At 69.4% G+C, this 16,128-nt stretch carries 14 protein-coding genes; 3 read left to right on the top strand and 11 right to left on the bottom strand.

Annotated elements, in window-relative coordinates:
• Positions 1 to 210 precede the first annotated feature (210 nt).
• Genes GVY39_RS25950 through GVY39_RS26000 form a run of 11 tightly spaced genes read right to left on the bottom strand, consistent with a single transcriptional unit; the run spans position 211 to position 12,616 of the window.
• Complete coding sequence (locus tag GVY39_RS25950) at positions 211 to 1,527, bottom strand: UDP-glucose/GDP-mannose dehydrogenase family protein (protein WP_159928994.1); 1,317 nt, start codon at positions 1,525 to 1,527, stop codon at positions 211 to 213.
• Complete coding sequence (locus tag GVY39_RS25955) at positions 1,520 to 2,461, bottom strand: glycosyltransferase family 9 protein (protein WP_236565674.1); 942 nt, start codon at positions 2,459 to 2,461, stop codon at positions 1,520 to 1,522. The genes GVY39_RS25950 and GVY39_RS25955 overlap by 8 nt, the downstream gene beginning before the upstream one ends.
• Positions 2,458 to 3,147, bottom strand: coding sequence for an SDR family oxidoreductase (locus GVY39_RS25960; RefSeq protein ID WP_159928982.1), 690 nt, complete (start codon positions 3,145 to 3,147; stop codon positions 2,458 to 2,460). The genes GVY39_RS25955 and GVY39_RS25960 overlap by 4 nt, the downstream gene beginning before the upstream one ends.
• A 20-nt stretch (positions 3,148 to 3,167) precedes the next feature.
• Positions 3,168 to 4,550 carry a D-glycero-beta-D-manno-heptose 1-phosphate adenylyltransferase gene (gene rfaE2, locus GVY39_RS25965; RefSeq protein WP_159928980.1) on the bottom strand — a complete coding sequence of 461 codons (1,383 nt, stop codon included), beginning with the start codon at positions 4,548 to 4,550 and terminating at the stop codon, positions 3,168 to 3,170.
• Positions 4,547 to 5,110 (bottom strand): SIS domain-containing protein, encoded by a 564-nt coding sequence (locus tag GVY39_RS25970; protein WP_201295350.1) that lies wholly within the window; start codon positions 5,108 to 5,110, stop codon positions 4,547 to 4,549. Before GVY39_RS25970 ends, rfaE2 begins: the two co-directional genes overlap by 4 nt.
• Complete coding sequence (locus tag GVY39_RS25975; RefSeq protein ID WP_159928978.1) at positions 5,107 to 6,150, bottom strand: glycosyltransferase family 9 protein; 1,044 nt, start codon at positions 6,148 to 6,150, stop codon at positions 5,107 to 5,109. The genes GVY39_RS25970 and GVY39_RS25975 overlap by 4 nt, the downstream gene beginning before the upstream one ends.
• The gene (locus tag GVY39_RS25980) at positions 6,147 to 7,649 is read right to left on the bottom strand and encodes an HAD-IIIA family hydrolase (protein WP_159928976.1); all 1,503 of its coding nucleotides are present in this window, start codon (positions 7,647 to 7,649) and stop codon (positions 6,147 to 6,149) included. The genes GVY39_RS25975 and GVY39_RS25980 overlap by 4 nt, the downstream gene beginning before the upstream one ends.
• Positions 7,646 to 9,268, bottom strand: coding sequence for a carbamoyltransferase C-terminal domain-containing protein (locus GVY39_RS25985; protein ID WP_159928974.1), 1,623 nt, complete (start codon positions 9,266 to 9,268; stop codon positions 7,646 to 7,648). The genes GVY39_RS25980 and GVY39_RS25985 overlap by 4 nt, the downstream gene beginning before the upstream one ends.
• 54 nt (positions 9,269 to 9,322) lie before the next feature.
• Complete coding sequence (locus GVY39_RS25990) at positions 9,323 to 10,339, bottom strand: UDP-glucuronic acid decarboxylase family protein (RefSeq protein ID WP_159928972.1); 1,017 nt, start codon at positions 10,337 to 10,339, stop codon at positions 9,323 to 9,325.
• Positions 10,340 to 10,341: 2 nt separating this feature from the next.
• Positions 10,342 to 11,607 (bottom strand): glycosyltransferase, encoded by a 1,266-nt coding sequence (locus tag GVY39_RS25995; protein ID WP_159928970.1) that lies wholly within the window; start codon positions 11,605 to 11,607, stop codon positions 10,342 to 10,344.
• A 31-nt stretch (positions 11,608 to 11,638) separates the two neighbouring features.
• Entirely contained in the window at positions 11,639 to 12,616 is a 978-nt protein-coding gene (locus tag GVY39_RS26000; RefSeq protein ID WP_159928968.1) for a glycosyltransferase, read from the bottom strand.
• On the opposite strand from GVY39_RS26000, the gene GVY39_RS26005 reads away from it, so the two are divergent.
• From GVY39_RS26005 to GVY39_RS26015, 3 genes are all read left to right on the top strand, one after another.
• Positions 12,615 to 14,168 carry an aldehyde dehydrogenase family protein gene (locus GVY39_RS26005; protein WP_236565673.1) on the top strand — a complete coding sequence of 518 codons (1,554 nt, stop codon included), beginning with the start codon at positions 12,615 to 12,617 and terminating at the stop codon, positions 14,166 to 14,168. The two genes, GVY39_RS26000 and GVY39_RS26005, sit on opposite strands and share 2 nt — an antisense overlap.
• A 166-nt stretch (positions 14,169 to 14,334) precedes the next feature.
• Positions 14,335 to 15,243, top strand: a complete 909-nt coding sequence (locus GVY39_RS26010; protein ID WP_223517536.1) for a polysaccharide pyruvyl transferase family protein — start codon at positions 14,335 to 14,337, stop codon at positions 15,241 to 15,243.
• An 11-nt stretch (positions 15,244 to 15,254) separates the two neighbouring features.
• Positions 15,255 to 16,124, top strand: a complete 870-nt coding sequence (locus tag GVY39_RS26015; protein WP_159928966.1) for a glycosyltransferase family 2 protein — start codon at positions 15,255 to 15,257, stop codon at positions 16,122 to 16,124.
• The last annotated feature ends 4 nt before the right edge of the window (positions 16,125 to 16,128 follow it).

Below are 16,128 nucleotides of genomic sequence, written 5' to 3' on the forward strand. Positions count from 1 at the left end.
GTAGCCTCGCGATCTGACGGACCATCCGCAGCGGTCGAGCGCGGTCACTGAGCCCAACCATCCCGACTCGAGCACTCGAAACAGAACTGGCTCGGTCTGTGAGCTGGAGCCCCTGAGAAGCGATTCACTTCTCAGTCCTGTGGACGTCGGTGTCGACCGATCGCGATCATGCCGATACGAACCGCGGATCGTTCGGCAGCGACAGCTGCGTCAGCCACCGAAGGAGCCGACAGTACCGTTGCCCAGCAAGGTGAACTCGGTGCCGCTCAGCAGTTGCTCATCGAGCAGATTCCTGGTGTCCACGATGACAGCCCGGTCGACGTCGGTCGCGAGTCTCGACCAGTCGAGGGAACGGAACTCGGGCCATTCGGTGAGGATGACGATCGCGCCCGCGTCCTTCGCCACCAGATACGGGTCGTCCACCACGCGGATGCCGCGCAGGTCGCGGGCGCTCGAGTCCGGGACGCACGGGTCGTATGCGGTGACCGTGGCGTCGTGATGGGCCAGTTGCCGCGCGACCGCGACGGCGGGGGAGTCGCGCAGGTCGCCCGTCCCGGCTTTGAACGCGAGGCCGAGTACGCCGATGCGCGTGCCCGCCAGTGAGCCGTCGACCGCACCGGTGGCCGCGCGACGGATCTTGCGCATCATCATCGCGTGCTGATAGTCGTTGGCGCGCAGGGCATCACGGACGATCGCGAAGTCGACGCCCGAAGTCTCCGCGGCTCGCAAGAGCGCGCGCGTGTCCTTGGGCAGGCACGAGCCGCCCCAGCCGGGGCCGGGCGCCAAGAAGTCCGGGCCGATCCGATCGTCCATTCCCATCGCGTCGGTGACTTTCGTGATATCGGCTCCGACCCGTTCGCACAGTTCGGCGAGCGTGTTCACGAACGAGAGTTTGACCGCGAGGAAGGCGTTGCTGGCGTACTTGGCGAGTTCCGCGCTGGCCGAGTCCGTTCGCAGCACCGGCGCGCCCGTGCCCGCGTAGAGCGCCGCGACACGGTCGGCCGACTCCCGGTCCTGCTCGGCCGCACCGACCACAATGCGGTCGGGACGCAGGAAGTCCTGCACCGCGTGGCCCTCCCGGAGGAATTCGGGGTTGCTGACGACTGCCGTGCTCGCGAGGCCGGACAGCGCGGGAATTCGCGCCGCCGTGCCCACCGGCACGGTGGACTTGGTGACGAGCACACAATCCGGCGGTAGGACGGTGGACAACGTCTCGAGCGCGTCCTCGAATGCGCCCAGGTCGGCCGTGCCACCGGTGCCCATGGGCGTGGGAAGGCACAACAGGACCACTTCGCATTCGTGCAGCGACGCTGGGTCGGACGTGAAGAAGAGCCGGTTCTCCGAGAGCCCCTCGCGCACCAGCTCCGGCAAGCCGGGCTCGACGATCGCGACCGTACCCGCGCGAAGAGCCGCTACCTTCGACTCGTCATTGTCGACACAGACCACGTGATGTCCCAAGTGGGCGAGGCACGCGGCACTGGTGAGCCCCACATAACCGGCGCCCACAACGCCGACGCGACTACCCATGGCGCACCCGCTCTGCGAGCAACCCGGTCGCGGCCGTCAGCACCTGTTCCGGTCGCACCATGAGCAGTCCGGGATGCGGATGGTCGGTATTCGGGTCGCTGGCTTCCCCCGCCCACAGCGTCACGTGGTGTCTCGCGGCCGCGGGCGGTCCCCACCGGTGCGGAGGCGTGGGGCCGAACAGCAGTACCGACGGTGTGCCGAAGGCGGTGGCGAGATGCCCTACGCCGGTGTCGCCGCACACCACCAGGGCCGCGTGGGCCACCAGCGCGGCGAGATCGGCCAGGCCGGTGCGTCCCGCGTACACCGCTGAGGGCGGCAACCCCGCGTTCTCGGCGACCGCGTTCGCCAACCGCATCTCGCCTGCTGTCCCGGTGATCACCACTCGGTGGCCGTTGCCGCTGAGTTCCCGAGCCACGCGCGCGAAACGTTCGGATGGCCAGCGGCGCGCGGGATAAGCCGCGCCCGGATGGATCACGACCACGTTCGACTCGGCGGGCTCCGGTGGCGCGGGCAGCAGCAGCGCGGTGGGATCGGCGCCGATTCCTCCGTATTCGAGCAGGCGGCACCAGCGCTCCACCTCGTGCATGTCCTCGCGCCACTCGAGGCCGGGCAACTCGGGGAAATCCGGATGGTGATGGGTCAGCAGGGTATTCGGGCGTGACGCCAGCAGATCTCGGATGCTCTCCGGCCCGCTGCCGTGCAAGTTGACCGCCAGCCTCGGCGGCGGGCCCGGCCACCGCAGCGCACCGAGTCCCGCGGTCGGCAGCAGTTCATCGACCGCGTCGATGAGTCCCACCAGCTCGCGGAGCGGTTCCGGCGCGGCGAGCACCACCCGGCCGTCCGGGTAGGCGTTTCTCAGTCCGCGCAGGGCGGGCACGATGGTCAGCAGATCGCCGAGCCCGAGTGCGCGGAGCACGAGAATCGAGTGCGTCAAGGCCACGAACCTTCTTCCGACGCGCACACGACCATCTCCCTGACCTCGCAGCCGGGCGGCTGGCTCAGCGCGAAGACCACCGCGGCGGCGACGTCGTGGGGTTGGTTGAGTTTCGCGTCGGGCGGCGGCTTGTACTGCTCGTCGCGGTCGTCGAAGAACGCGGTATGCATTCCGCCCGGGATCAGCAACGTCACCCCGACGCTGCCCGCCGTCTCGGCGGCGAGCGCCCTGGTGAAGCCGACGACGCCGAATTTCGAAGCGCAATAGGCGGTCGCGTCACCGACCGCTTTGATGCCCAGGGTGGAAGCGCAGGTGACTACCGTTCCCTTGCTTTCCCGCAGGGCCGGAAGGGCGGCACGGATCACGGCGGCTGTGCCGAACAGATTGACCTGCACCACGTATTCCCACTTCTTCGTAGGCACCTTGTCCAGCGGGCCGCACGCGTCGGTTCCGGCGGCGGTGAACACGCCGTCGATCCGCCCGCCCGCGCGCTCGATGATCTCGTGCACAGCCTGTTCGGCGGCGTCGGTATCGGCGAGGTCGGCACGCACGAAGTCGACCGGCGTCTCGGGCTCCACCCGGTCGATCACGTACGGGCGGCCCCCGTTCTCGCGCACGGCGGCGGTAACGGCCGCGCCGAGCCCGGAAGCGCCGCCGGTGATCAAGATATTGCCGAGGGTTCGCATCGTGCTCCTTCGCTGTCGGGTCAGCCGCCGGCCTGGGCCGCGGCGACCAGCTGTGATGTCGAGTAACCGGGAACCGTGGGGACCAGCGCGATCTCGCCGCCGTAGCCGCGAACGACTTCGGCCTCGGGCAGCTCGGCGCCGGAGTAATCGCCGCCCTTGACCCACACATCGGGACGCAGGCGGTCCAGCAGCGCGCTCGGTGTGGACTCGTCGAACACGACGACGGCGTCCACCGAGGACAATTCGGTGAGCAGCCGGGCGCGATCGCGTGCGGTGACGATCGGGCGGCGCGGCCCTTTCAGACGCCGCACCGACGCATCGGAGTTCAGGCAGACCACCAGCGCGTCGCCCATGGCGCGTGCCTGGCGCAGCAAGCTCACATGGCCGGGGTGCAGTAGATCGAAGCAGCCGCCGGTGGCGACGAGTCTGCCGCCGCGCGACCTGATCCGCGCCGCCACCTCGAACGCCGACTCGCCCGCTTCCTCGGTGCTCGCCTTGGTGACAGCGGCGCTGTCGCGCGTGGACAGCGTGACCGCGCCGCCCGCGGCGACGAATTCGGCCGCCGCGTCCACGGCGCGCGACACCGCATCGGCCACCGTGGACCCGTCGAAGAGCGCGGCGGTCGCGGCCGAGGCGAATCGGTCGCCCGCGCCGCAGGTGTCGGAACCGGCGTGCCCGGCGATACGCACCTCGGCGGGCACGGGCACCACGGTGAGCCGTTTCCCATTGGCGAGCACCGCGCCGCCCGATCCGGTGGTGACCGCGACCGAATCCGCGGACCACTCGTCGCGAAGCACCTTCGCCAACTCGTCGGGTTCGACGTATCCCGGCGCGAACTGACGCGCCTCTCTCAGATTCGGTGAGACCAGCGACGCACCCGGCGTGGGCGCCGGACCGCGCGGGTGTGGATCCCACACCACCGGCACGGCCCGGGACAGGTCGGTCAGCAGGTGCCGGATGCTCGGATTCGCGGCCACACCCCGGCCGTAGTCCGCGACGAGGATCGCCCCGGCCGCCTGCAGCGTCCTGGTGACTGCGGCGCTCACCGGACCGCCGTCCGCGGTCCCGTCGCCGGTGTCCAGTCGCAGCAGCGACTGACCGGAGGCGCGGACGCGGGTCTTTCGTACCGTCTCGCCGCGCAGCAGCATCGGAACGACCTGCACGTGCTGGTCGAGCAGTCGCGCGAGGATGCGGCCGTCGTGGTCGTCGGTGGTCGCGGTGATCAGCGCGACCTCGGCGACCGACTGGGCGGCCAGCGCGGCGGCCAAGCCGGCGCCGCCCGGACGTATCCACTGGCGTGCCACGTCCACCACGGGCACGGGCGCTTCGGGGGACAGCCGGTCGGCGACACCCTCGATGTCGACGTCGAGAATGACGTCGCCGACCACGACCAACGGCTTCATGTCGGTACCCCCAGTGCGTCGTCGAGCGCCACGCACAAGGCGTGCACCAAGACCAGATGCACCTCCTGCACCGTGGCGGTGGTGGACGCCTCCACGGCCACCGCGTCGTCGCACAGTGCCGCGAGCGGATTGGGCGCGGGTCCGGTCATGGCCCACGTGGTGATGCCGATGTCGCGCGCCGCTTTCGCCGCGGCCACCACGTTCTGGCTGGTGCCGCTGGTGGACAGCAAGAGGAGGACGTCATCGGGCCTGCCGTGCGCCCGGACCTGACGTGCGAACAATTCGGTTGCGCCGTAGTCGTTCACGATCGCGGTGCCCGCCGAGGTGTCGGCGTGCAAGGCGATCGCCGACAGGGGGCGCCGCTCAGTGCGGAAGCGGCCGACCAGTTCACCGGTCAGGTGCTGGGCTTCGGCGGCGCTGCCACCGTTGCCGCATGCGAGCAATCTGCCACCGTTGTCGAGTACTTCCGCCAGTTCCCGCCCCCACCTGCGGATATTCGGTGCGAAGCGACTTGTGCGCTCCAGTGCGGTACGCAAAGCCGCGAAATGCTCCTCGATCACGACACACCTCCTGTCCGCAGACGCTCGCGCTTGCCTGCACCGAGTTCTTCCGCCACCATGACGACCTGCTCGGGGGTGATCGACTCGAGGCATGGGTGCCCCGCGACCGGGCACTCCCGGGCCCTGCTGCCCCGGCACGGCGCGCGTTGGTCGCCGAGCATCGCCACCGGCACGCCGTAGGGTGCCCAGCGCTCGGCGGGCACGACCGGTGCGAAGAGGGACACCACCGGCGTCCCGACGGCTGCGGCGAGATGCGCCGGACCGGTGTTGGGCGCTACCACGACGCTCGCGTCGCGGAGCACGGCGGCGAGCTCGGGCAGGGTGGTGGCTCCGCCGAGGTCGATGGCGTGGACACCGGCGACAGCATTGGTGAGCGGTCGGTCGGAGGGGGCGCCGGTCACGATCACCCGGTGACCGGCGCCGGTCAGCGCGGCGACAATGGCCGCCGAACGGGCCGCCGACGGCTGCCGCGCCGGTACCGAGGCGGCGGGATGCACCACCACATAGCCCGGTTCGCCGGTCAGGCCACCGACTTTCGGGAGTGGTTGTCTGACCGCGAGTTTCCCGTCGTCCCCGCGCGGCAATCGGAAACCGGCCGCTTCGGCGAGCGACAGCGCGCGTTCGGCTTCGGGTGGATCGCCTTCGACGCGATGGCGTAGATCCAGCAGCGAACCGGGGTAGTCGTCGGAGATCGCGCCGATCCACCGCACACCAGCCATCCTGAGCAGCAGCGCCAGCGGTAGCGGCGACTGGTGGAAAGACGTGAGGATCAACGCGATGTCCACGTCGAGTGCGCGTATCCGTTCGATGAACGCGTTCACGCCCGCCGCGGTGATCTCGGGCGGCTCCGGGTCGATCCACGGCGCACACCAGGTCAGAACCTGTTGCACACCCGGAAGGAGCTCGCCGCCGGCGCGGCCTCGCGGCCCGGTCAACAGCGTCACCGCATCGACGTGCGCGGCCACCGCGCGCACGCACGGTCCCGCCAGCAGCACATCGCCGATGTTGTCCATGCGTGCCACCAGCGCCCGGCGCGTCATGGCGCACCCGCCATCGCCAGCCGTACCGCTTCGACAAGATCCTGCGCCACGGTCGCTTCCCGACGCGCGCGATGCACCTCTTCGGGGCGGGTTCTCGCCGTGGGCACCAGGATCGCGCGTGCGCCCGCGGATATGGCGGCGTCCATATCGGCGCCGATGTCGCCGATGAGCACGCACCGGCCGACGTCGACGCCGAGATCCGCGGCTGCCCGTCGCACCATGCCCGGCTCGGGTTTGCGACACCCGCAGCCGTCGCCCTCGCCGTGCACGCACACCTGCCACGTCGCGAAAGGTCCGAGCAGTTCCTCGACCCGGGCGTTCACCGCCGCCAGTTGCCCGGGGCTGATCAATCCTCTCGCGACACCGGACTGGTTGCTCACGATGCCGAGCTGTATGCCGGCCGCACGCGCCATCTCCAGCGCTTCGACGGCACCCGGCACCGGCTGAACCTCGGCCGGGTCGGCGAGGTAGGGGACATCGACGATGAGGGTGTCGTCCCGGTCGAACAACAACGCCAGCGGTGAGGTGTGGGTCGCGTGCCGGTGGCGCAGTTCGCCGCGCAGACGGTGCCAGCACGCAGCCGGTGGAATCAGCGCGCTGCTCACCGTCATCCGGCCGATTTCGCCGGGCGTGCGAGGCCCCGGCGCGATGCGGCGCGTGGCGAATGCGCCGGTCAGCGTCATCCAGATCGCCGCCGACAGGAAGGCGGGGCGTTTGCGGCCTGCGATGCCGAGCGTCATGGCCAGCGCACCCGCGGCCGTGGTCAGCGCGTGGCGGGGGAGAAGCCCGTCGGTTTCACCGATGCGCTGACGCCACCGCGCCCCGTACTTGCGCCGCAGCAACGCGTTGTCGGCGTTCCCGCGTTGTGCTCGCACACTGGCCAAGGCCCCCGAGGACGCGCGGACCGGATGGCGAGTCAGCCGTTGCCCGGGTGCGATGACGTAACCGGCGAGGCAGACGCGCAGCGCCAGATCGGCGTCTTCCCGAAACGCCCTCGGGAATCGCTCGTCGAAGCCTGCGACCGCGACCAGCGCCGACCGGCGGTAGGCCATGTCCGCTGTGATCCACCGCGCGGTGGCCAGCCGTGCGGTTCCTCGTTCCTCGTCGGTCGGTCGCCGGTACTTCGGCAGCGGCACCTCGATGCGGGCGGTGGAAGCCGCCGTCTTCTCGTCCAGACCGTGCAGGTCCTCGGCCAAGCGGGCGGGCCAATCCGGCGTGGTGATCACATCGTCGTCGAGGAAGGCGATCCACGTGCCCGCGGCGTGCCGCCATCCCGCGTTCCTCGCGGCAGCGGGTCCGCGGCCACCCGAGCGGATGACTCGCACCGGAGGCTGTGTGCCGGGCAGCGGCAGTTCCCCGCCTGCGGGACGATCGTCTACCACGATGATTTCCCGTGGCCTCGGCCCCGCCGCGGTGGCGAGCGACTCGAGCAGCACCCGAAGACTTTCCCGGCCCGTAGTCGGGATCACGATGCTGTAGTCCACGGTATGGCCGTTCATGGCCGCCGCACCAGAAACGGGCCGATGGCCAGCAGGTCGATCGGGGCGGAACCGAAGCACTCGAGGGCGTCGCGAGGCGAATCGACCATCGGCCTGCCCGCGGTGTTCAAGCTGGTGTTGACCACCACGGGCAACCCTGTGCGCCGGGCGAACTCCGACAACATCCGCGCTAAGACCGGGTTGTCCGCGGGATCGACGGTCTGCACCCGCGCGGTGCCGTCCACATGCGTCACGGCGGGAATCCGGGTGCGCCATGCCGGGGCGACATCGTGGACGAACAGCATGTACGGGCTCGGCAACGGTCCGCGTCCGAAGATCTCCGACGCCCGATCGGCGAGCACCATGGGGGCGAGCGGCCGGAACTGTTCGCGCCCCTTCACATCGTTGAGGCGTTCCAGGTTGGCCGCCCGACCGGGATGCGCGAGCAGCGAACGATGCCCGAGCGCGCGGGGGCCGAATTCGGCCCGGCCCTGGAACCAGGCCACCACCTGGTCCTCCGCGAGCGCTTGCGCCACTTCGGCGGCAACGTCTTCGGACCTGGTGTACCGGATCTTCGCCGTGCGGAGAATGGCTTCCAGTTCCTGGTCCGTCCACTCGCGGCCGAGATCGGCCCCCCACATCGGGGTGGCACGCTCACCGAACTCGGCCGCCAACTGGAGCGCGGCGCCCAGGGCGGTGCCCGCGTCACCCGCCGCCGGTTGCACCCAGATCCGTTCGTAGGGGCCTTCGTCGTGCAGCCGGGTGTTGGCCACGCAGTTCAGCGCGATGCCGCCGGCGAGTGTGAGATTGCGCTGTCCGGTCTGACGATGCAGCCAGGACGTCAACTCCAGCAACACGTCCTCGAGTCGTCGTTGGACGCTCGCGGCGAGGTCGGCGTGGTCCCCGCCGAGGTCACCGCCGGTCGCGGCGGGGGCGAAGCACTCCCAGTTCACGGGTTCGGTTCGAAAACCACCGTCACCGGTGGAATACACCAGTTCCCGGAAGCGGTCGAGGAAGCGGGGCGTGCCATAGGAGGCGAGGGCCATCACCTTGTATTCGTCGCTGGACCGGGCGAATCCGAGGTGTGCGGTGAGATCCTCGTACATCAGCCCGAGCGAGTGCGGCAGCCGCTGTGCCGCCAGCTCCACGAACTTGCCGTCGCGGTACTCTCCGGCGAGATAGGACTGGCTCTCGCCGCGACCGTCGGCCACGAGGACCGCCGAGTCGCCGAACGGCGCCGCGAGCGCTGCTGACGCGGCGTGCGCCACGTGATGCCGCACGAAGCGCACGATCGAGGGATCGAGGCCGGGCAACGCGGCCCGGAGAAAAGCGGGCGCCCTGAACGCGTAATCCGTTCGCGTCTCCTCGCTTTTCTCGTCGAGACCGCCGAGCGAATGATCGACCAGCCCCGGGTCGTAGGAGTAGCCCACCGCGTCGAGCTGGTCTGGGCGTATCCCCGCTCGGTCCAGGCACCATGCTGCCGCTTGCTCGGGCAGTTCCCACGCGGAAAAAGGCACCGGCCTTTTGCCGTGTTTGCGACGTGTGAACCGCTCTTCTTCGGCGGCCGCGACGATCTCGCCGTCCACGACCACGGCAGCAGCAGGATCGTGGAATACCGCGTTTACTCCCAGAATGCGCACGGGTCGCCTTTCTGTTCGAGACGCGCGGGACCTGCCCGCTGACGTATACGGGCGCTACCCGCTGAAGCCGCCGCTAAACTGGTTTGCTGTACCGAGCCGCTCAGGCGGTAATTGTTCCGCCGACATAAACGCCCCGCCTGCGAACCAGTCGATCGTGCGGTGCAACCCATCCGCCCTGGTAACCAACGGTCGCCAGCCGAGTTCGCGCTGAGCCAGCGAGATGTCCGGACAGCGCCGTTTCGGATCGTCTATCGCGCCGTCGACAAAATGCACAACGGATCGGCTGCCGGTCATCGCGCGAATTTCCTCGGCGAGTCCCCGGACGGTGATTTCGTGCGGATTGCCGATATTGACCGGGCCGGGATGGTCGGCGGAAGCGAGTGCGATCAGGCCGCGCACCGTATCCTCCACATAACAGAGAGAACGGGTTTGCTCGCCGGTTCCCGCAATGGTGAGTGGTGCGCCGACCAAGGCCTGAGCGATGAATGTCGGAACCATTCGTCCGTCGTCGGTCCGCATATACGGACCGTAGGTATTGAAAATCCGTGCTATTCCGGTCTGCACTCCTCGTTCCCGGCGAAATGCCATAGTCAAAGCCTCGGCAAAACGTTTCGCCTCGTCGTAGACGCTGCGCGGACCGACCGGGTTGACGTTGCCCCAGTAACTCTCGGGCTGCGGGTGGACGGCCGGGTCGCCGTATACCTCGCTCGTGGACGCGAGTACGAATCGAGCTCGATCCCGCTCGGCCAGGTCGAGGGCGTTGGCGGTTCCTAGTGCACCGGCTCGCAGCGTCTCGATCGGCAGCCGCAGGTAGTCCGGAGGCGACGCGGCGGAGGCGAGGTGGAAGACGAGGTCGAACGAGCCCACCGCGGGCCACGGCTCGGTGACGTCGTGCCGCACGAGGTCGAACCCTGGTCGGTCCAGCAGCCGGGCGACGTTGTCCGGTGTGGAGGTGGCGAAGTTGTCGAGCGCGAGAACGGCTGCGCCCGCGTCGAGCAACTGCTCACACAGGTGCGATCCGACGAACCCGCAACCGCCGGTGACCAGCGCACGTTCGTAGCGCCGAGACACGGCTATCGCCTACCCGTCGCCGGTCGCTCGGCGCTGCCGTCGAGCGAGCGGCCGCGACCGGGCTCGCTGTTGTTTCGCGCCCGTCCGGCCGCGGTCACCCGGCGGTACGCGCGAAGTGTCTCCGTGGCGATCCGGTCCCACGAATAGCGCTTCTCTACGCGCTCGCGGCCTGCGCGACCGTACCTGTGCCGTAGTGCGGGCGCACTCAGAAGATCGCGGACCGCGTCAGCCAATTCCAAGGGGGCCTGCGGGGCGATGAGCCTGCCGGTCACACCGTCGACGACGGTATCGATGAGGCCTCCGACCGCAGCGGCCACCACCGGAACGCCGCATGCCATCGCTTCTAGCGGTGTCATGCCGAACGGTTCGTACCAGGGCGTGCACACGGCCACATCCGCCGATCTCAACAGGGGCGCCATTCGTGTCCTCGGCACCCGGCCCAGCATGTGGAGCCGGTCTCGCACGCCGAGCGCGTCCGCCAATGCCAGGAGCCGCCCGCCTTCCGGGTCATCGGCGAGTTCGCCGCCGTCCGGGCCGCCGACCAGAACCAGTTCGGTGTCGGGCAGGCTGGTGAGCGCGGTGATCGCGATGTCGAAACCTTTGCGTGGCACCAACCTGCCCACGCTGACCATCCGGTGCTCGGCTGACCTCGGTGCGCTCGGTCCCTCGGGCGTGAACTGCTCCGGATCCACGCCGCAGGGGATCACCGACGTGCGGGAGCGAGGCACGCCCATCCTGGCCAGTTCGAACACCTCGTCGGTACAGGTGGCGATGATGCGGTCGGTCCGCTCGGCGATCAGTTGTTCGAGGCGCACCCGGTCGGCCGGACTGGTGTCGTGCGTGCCCTGATAGCGGCGTTTCACCACCCCGAGGGCGTGAAACGTCTGTACCACCGGGATATCCGCGGGCCGAGCGGCACGCAGTGCCGCCAGCCCCGACATCCAGAAATGCGCGTGCACCACATCGGGGCGTTCGTGCCGCCACTGCTCGTGCAGAAAGTCGCCGAATTCATCCATGTACGGCGGCAATTCGTCCTTCGGCAATGCGCGAGCCGGTCCGGCCGGGACATTGATCACGCGGTAACCCTGTTCGGTGGTAACCGTGCGCGGCGCCTCGGCGTCCTCGCGTCGCGTGTAGACGGTCACCTCGTGCCCGTGCCGGCACAGGGCCGCGGACAGCTCCGCGACATGGACGTTCTGTCCACCGGCATCGACGCCGCCCAACAGGGCGAGCGGGCTGGCGTGTTCGGACACCATCGCGATCTTCATCAACGTGCCTTTCCGGTCCGGGACACTGCCGTCATTCGGTGAGCTCGGCGAGCAGGGAGTCCCACCGCCGCAGGAAGGCGTCGAGGCTGTAGTGCTCCAGCGCGAACTGCCGTGCCGACTTGCCCGCGAGCACGGCGAGATCGGGTTCGTGGAGCAATTCGCGGAACTTCGCGGTGAGTGACGCGACGTCGCACGAAATGGCCCCGGCCTCCGGCGGCACCGCGCTGACGGCCTCGGTCGTGGCGAGAGCCACCACCGGCATGGCCAGGTGCATGGCTTCCAGCAGGGACAAGCCGAGCGAGGTCCACCGCGCGGTGTGCAGATACACCCTTCTGCGCGCCATTTCGGGATGCAATGCCGACTGTTCGAAGTCGCCGATGCCGCGAATCGGATAGCGGGCCGGTTTGTCCGCCGTGAAGTCGCTCGCTCCGATGCCGTACAGATCGACGGGTCCCGCCATCGCGAAGTCGGGCAACAGATCACTTCCCGTGATCCTTCCGCGCCGCGCCGGTTCGTTGATCAGCGCTACGCCGTGCGGGATTTCGCCGGTGTAGAGCGCGCCGGGGTCCACGATCCCGTGCGGCACGACCCGGGTGGGGGCGCTCCCGTTGTCCCACATCAGATTGTTGAAATGCGTGACGTGCACGATCGGGATGTCGGCGCGTTCGGCCAGCGGATGCCTGGCGGTGGCCGCGCTGGGACGCGGAGCGTTGTGCTCGACGTAGACCGCCGGAATGTCGACGCCGGGACGACGACCGAGCCATCGCTCGATCAGGCCGATTTCCTCCGGGCGCTGGAGAACGACCACGTCCGGCTCGATTTCCCGCAACCGGCCTGCGGGCACCTCCTCGGCGGAGGGCCAGTCGCGGCCGCACCTCCCGCGGCCCCATGGCCCACCGTCTTCCACCACAGGGATCAGGTAGCGGTGCGGTCCTCGCACGAACGACGTCGTCCAAGAGCCGTGCACGTGCCATAACAGCACTTCGAGCCGTTCGGTGGGTTCGGCCATGTCGATAGCTCTTGCCTTTTACTGCCGGATCAAACCAGGCCCAGAGCTCTCAGCGAATCATCAGCTATTACGGTTCAACTGGCAGTTGTCCAGAAATGCAGCGTTTCAGCTATCGCAACAAGCCGGTTTGAAACCCCGCGTGCGAGGCAATGTCCGCGATATGAGCGGACCGAACGCTGTCACGTTTCCCGCAGGACAAGACGCGAGCGAAACGATCGAGATCCTCGATCCGGCCACCGGCGCCACCGTCGGCAAGGTGGCCATGACCGGTATGGCGGAGATCGATTCGTGCCTGGAGATGGCCAACCGTGTGCAGCCGATCTGGGCGCGAACCCCGGCGAGCGAGCGGGCCGCCGCGCTACGCGCGGGCGCCGCCTTGCTTCGCGAGCGTGCCGAGGAACTCGCCGAGCTCAATCGGGTCGAGACCGGACGTCCACTCTCCGAGAGCAAGGAGGGTGTGGCGGCAGGCGCCGCGACGTTGGAGCAATATGCCGAGCTCGGACTGGTGCACCGAGGCAAGAGCCTGCAGGGGAATTTCGAGGCCACCGACCTCATGGTGTGGGAACCGCGCGGCGTCGTCGTCGCCCTGACGCCGTGGAACGATCCCGTGGCGGTGTCCTGCGGCTTACTCGGCGCGGCGCTGGTCACGGGAAACACGGTCGTGTACAAGCCGAGTGAACGCGCGCCGCATACCGGCGGGCTGCTGGGCGATCTGCTCGCCGGTGCGCTCCCCGAGGGCGTTCTGCAGACGGTGCAGGGCGATGGGAGGGTCGGCGCGCTGCTGGCCGCACGTTCCGATGTGGACGTCGTCGCGCATGTCGGTAGCACGGCCACCGGACGGTCGATCGCGAAAAGCGCTGCGACCACGGGTGCCAAGGCATTGCTGGAAAACGGCGGCAACGACGCGCTCGTCGTCGACACCGGGGTCGATCCGGTCTGGGCGGCGGGTCAGGCGGCGCTCGGCGCGTTCGCCAACTCCGGCCAGATCTGCGTGTCCGTCGAGCGGATCTTCGCGCACCGGGACGTCGCGGAGGCCTTTCTCGCCGCGCTGGTCGCCGAAGCCGAGGCCAGGACGGTGGCGCCGTTGGTCGACCGGCGCCATCGCGATCACGTCCACGCCCACGTGCGCGAGGCGGTGGACCACGGGGCCGAGCTGATGACCGGCGGCGTGGTGCCGGACGGTGCCGGCGCGCACTATCCGGCCACCGTGTTGGCCCATTGCGATCCGAAGATGCGCATCATGCGTGAGGAAACGTTCGGTCCGCTCGCGCCGGTGTGGGTGGTGGATACGTTCGAGCAGGGTATCGCGGAAGCGGCGAACGACGACTACGGACTCGCGGCGACCGTGCTCACTCCGTCGATGGCCAACGCGCAGCGCGCCTGGCGGGAACTGCCGGTGGGCACGGTGAAGATCAACGCGGTGTTCGGCGGGGCGCCCGGCGGTGCGGCGCACCCACGCCGGGCCAGCGGAGCAGGCTTTGGTTATGGACCCGAGTTGCTGGACGAGATGACCCAGACGAAGGTCGTGCACCTGCGCCCGGCGAAAATCTAGGGGGCGATCCGATGCGCCACGTCACGGTCCCGGAGACGCCGCGTGCCGCGGCAGACCTCGCGGGGTGCCTGCACCGGGACGCCGTGCGGCACGACGGATCTCGCGGATCCGCGCACCGCGGTGACGGTAGTCGAGGGCAGCGCGGAAAGATCGCCGAGGTGGCCGAATGACCCACGGTGCACCGGACATGCGGGTACTTGTCACCGGGTGGCCCAGCTTCGTGCACGGCGAAGCGACAGCGGGGGACGTTCTCAGCATGAGCCGCGTGTGCGACGCTCTCGCATCCGCCGGGATACCCCATGACACGGCGTGGAGCCCCGCATTCCGTTCCGACGCCCTGCATCTGGACGACGCCGACTCCCAACGCTATTCCCACCTCGTGTTCGTGTGCGGGCCCGCGCATGGGGAGCAGGTGCGGTTTCTGCACGAACGGTATGCGAACTGCCGACGCATCGCGGTGGGCGTCTCCGTTCTCGATCCGGCCGATGCGGCGGTCACCGGATTCCACCGCGTCTTGCCGCGCGACGGCCTGTCCACCGCGCGACCGGACATGGCCGTCGCGGCGTCCACCGTCACCGTCCCGGTGGTTGGCGTCGCGTTCGCGCCGGGACAGGCCGAATACGGCACGGCCCGGCGGCATGGGTCGGTGCACCGGGCGTTGATGCGCTGGCTATGCGATCTGGACTGCGCCCGGCTACCGCTCGATACCAGGCTGGCGTCCGACGACTGGCGCCACTGCCGCACGCCCGATCAGCTCGCGTCGGTGTTCTCCCGTCTCGACGCGGTGGTCACGACCCGCCTGCACGGCCTGGTGCTGGGCCTGCGAGCCGGTGTGCCGGTCCTGGCGGTGGATCCCATCGCGGGCGGGGGAAAGGTCACCGCGCAAGCGGGGGCGTTGGACTGGCCCGCATTGGTCTCCGCCGAGCAAACCGCCGACGCGGGCGCGTTCGAGCATTGGTGGCGCTGGTGTCTGTCGTCGGAGGGACGCGATCGCGCGCGGCGGCGTGAGTTTCCCGCGGCCGACGCCTTGACTCGGGAACTGCTCGACGAGCTGCTCACGGGACGTCCGGCGTGAACCCTCCGACCATGGCGAAGACGACAGTCGTCATCGCCACCCGGAACCGGGCTTCGGAATTGGCCCGTACCTTGACCGAGTTGTGCGCGCTGCGCCCGCGTCCCCCGATCGTGGTGCTGGACAACGCCTCGGTCGACGACACCGCAGGCGAGGCGGAGGCATTCCCGGATGTGAAAGTCCTCCGGCTGAACCGCAATCTCGCGGCGGCGGCGCGCAATCTCGGCGTCGCGCTCGCCCGGACGCCGTACGTGGCTTTCAGTGACGACGACTCCTGGTGGGCCGCCGACGCGCTGCCCGAGGCAGAGCGGGTGCTGGACGCCTGTCCGCGGCTCGGTCTGGTAGCGGGACGCACGCTGGTGGGTGCCGACGAGCGTGACGACCCCGTCAACGAACTGATGGCGACCAGCCCGCTCGGGCATCATCCCGAGCTTCCGGGTCCGTCGGTGCTCGGCTTCCTGGCCTGTGCGGCGATCGTCAGGAGGGAGGCCTACCTGCAAGCCGCCGGATTCAGTCCGCTGCTGCATTTCGGCGCCGAGGAACGGTTGCTGTCGCTCGACCTGGCGGCCTGCGGGTGGGACCTCTGTTATGTGGCGCAAGTGCGTGCCCACCATCACCCGTCGTCGCGGCGACCGCCGGACGCGTGGCGCAGGCGGGCCGAACAGCGCAACAACGCGTTGATCGCCTGGATGCGGCGGCCGCTGCGGCGGTGCGCGGCCGAGTCCGCGGTCCTGCTGCGCCGAGCGGCCCGAGACCCCGGGGCGTTGCTCGCGGTCGCGGGCGTCCTCGGCCGCCTGCCGTGGGCGTTGGCGCAGCGGCGCCGACTGCCGCCGGAGGTGGAACGCCAGGCCAGGATCCTGGAACTCGCCCACGGAAGGAAGTGACCGG

The organism is Nocardia sp. CY15, from assembly GCF_009829295.1.
In the GTDB taxonomy this organism is placed as follows: domain Bacteria; phylum Actinomycetota; class Actinomycetes; order Mycobacteriales; family Mycobacteriaceae; genus Nocardia; species Nocardia sputi.